The 1,950-nt window shown below is 60.5% G+C and carries 1 protein-coding gene; it reads left to right on the top strand.

From position 1 onward, the window contains the following. The first annotated feature begins 166 nt into the window (after positions 1 to 166). Positions 167 to 1,906 carry a dipeptidase gene (locus OC610_RS26590; RefSeq protein WP_264432194.1) on the top strand — a complete coding sequence of 580 codons (1,740 nt, stop codon included), beginning with the start codon at positions 167 to 169 and terminating at the stop codon, positions 1,904 to 1,906. The last annotated feature ends 44 nt before the right edge of the window (positions 1,907 to 1,950 follow it).

Here is a 1,950-nt window from a genome sequence, read left to right as displayed (position 1 = left end):
GAGCAAGCTCGCTCCCACAGAGGATTTTTCATTTCTGCGCCGTTTGCGCTTTTACGGGCGACATATTCCGTTCAAAGGACTCCCCCAACCCGCATTCATGATGCTAGGTTGTAAGTGGTTGTTTCATCAAACGACACTTTTCCCCTGCAAAGGAATGCCTGCCACCATGAACTTTCCGTTCAAGCGCCTTGCTATTGCCACCCTCGTCCTGTCCAGCCTGACTTCCTTGCCGATGTCGGCCAACGCCAACATCACCGCGCAGCAGAGTGCGAACCTGGTCGCGAGTTTCGCCGACACCTCGGTCAGCGATTTCCGCCAGTTCCTGGCCAGCGTCGCCAAGAGTGACCTGGCCAAGTCCGCCAACCTCAGCCCCGCTATCAGCGCTTTCCAAGACAACAAAACCCTGTCCGCCGAGCAACAGAACGAGATCCATCGGCTGCTGGGTCTCTACGCCCGGGTGAAGTACGGCAAGGCCGCCACCGAGACCTTGCGCCAGTTGGTGGAAATCCCGACCTATCGCAAGGACGGCGTGGCCCAGCATGAAAACCCGGAATTCCTGAAGATCGCCGACAAGATCAAGAGCCTGGCCAACGACTTCAACCTGAACTTCCGCAACATCGACAACCGCGTCTATGAGATTTCCCTCGAAGGCAGCGGCGACGAAGTCGTGGGCATTCACGCCCATGCCGACGTGGTGCCCGTGACGCCGGAAAACTGGGTGCTCAAGGACGGCACCAAGCTTGATCCGTTCAAGGTCACCCTGGTGGGCGATCGCATGTACGGTCGCGGCACCGAGGACGACAAGAACGGCATCGTCGTGGCGCTCTACGCCATGAAGATCATCAAGGAAGAAAAACTGCCGCTGGCGCGTAACTTCAAGCTGCTGGTCGATACCACCGAAGAAACCACCGGCGATGCCATCCCCTATTATTTCGAGCGCAACCCGACGCCCAATTACAACCTGGCGCTGGATGGCAGCTACCCGGTGGTGATCGCCGAGAAAGGCTACGGCACGGTCATGGCCAAGTTCCCGCGTCGCGCGGGCCAGGGCAAAGGCGCCGAGATCACCGGGCTGACCGGCGGCATGGCGACCAACCAGATCCCATCGACTTCAGTCGCGACATTCGCCACCGACAAGCCCGCCGAACTGGCCGCCAGCCTGCGCAAGGCCGGCACTGACTACGCCAAGGCCAATGGCGGCGACTTTGAGGTAAAAAGCGAGGTGGACGGCAAGACGGTCAAGCTAACCTTCACTGGCGTTTCCGCCCACTCCTCCGAGCCCGAGTCAGGCGTCAACCCGGTGGCCAGAATGCTCGACTTCATCAACGGCCTCGACGGCAAGGTCGCGCTCAAGCACAACCACATCACCGACGCCGCCCGCTATGCCACTGACAATTGGGGCCTGGATTACCTGGGCAAGAAGCTCGGCATCGGTTTTACCGACGCGTTCATGGGCCCGCTGACCGCCTCGCTGACCTACGTCGGGATGGATGACAAGACCTTCAAGCTGGCCGTGAACCTGCGGGTGCCCGTGGGCAAGCCGACCGAGACGCTGAAGACGGAGATCAACGACAAGCTTTCCGCCTGGGCCAAGAAGTCCAAGGTCGCGGTGGCCTTCGATAACTCTATCGACGAACCGATGTACCGCAACCCCGAAGGCGAATGGGTCAAGGCGCTGCTGGCCGTCGCCACCGAGAACCTGGGCATGGAGCATAAGTTCGGCACCTCCGCTGGCGCCACGTCGGTCCATGACTTGCCGAACGGCGTGCAATTCGGCCTGGCCATGCCCGATGTGAAGTACACCGGTCACAACGACAACGAGTTCAAGACCGTGGAGCAGTTCCTGCTGGACCTGCAGGTCGTGACCGAAATGATGGGGCGGATCGGGCAGTTGCCGAAGCTCTAACGCTCACGTTATCCCCTGCGACGAGGGACCTCGCTCCCGCTCGG

Source organism: Pseudomonas agronomica (assembly GCF_025917275.1).
Lineage (GTDB): Bacteria > Pseudomonadota > Gammaproteobacteria > Pseudomonadales > Pseudomonadaceae > Aquipseudomonas > Aquipseudomonas agronomica.
Note: the sequence above shows the minus strand (reverse complement) of the source record. Positions and strands in the feature narration are given on the sequence as shown.

Coding starts and splice junctions, on each gene's coding strand:
- OC610_RS26590 (WP_264432194.1), top strand. CDS start 167: ATGAACTTTCCGTTCAAGCGCCTTGCTATTGCCACCCTCGTCCTGTCC.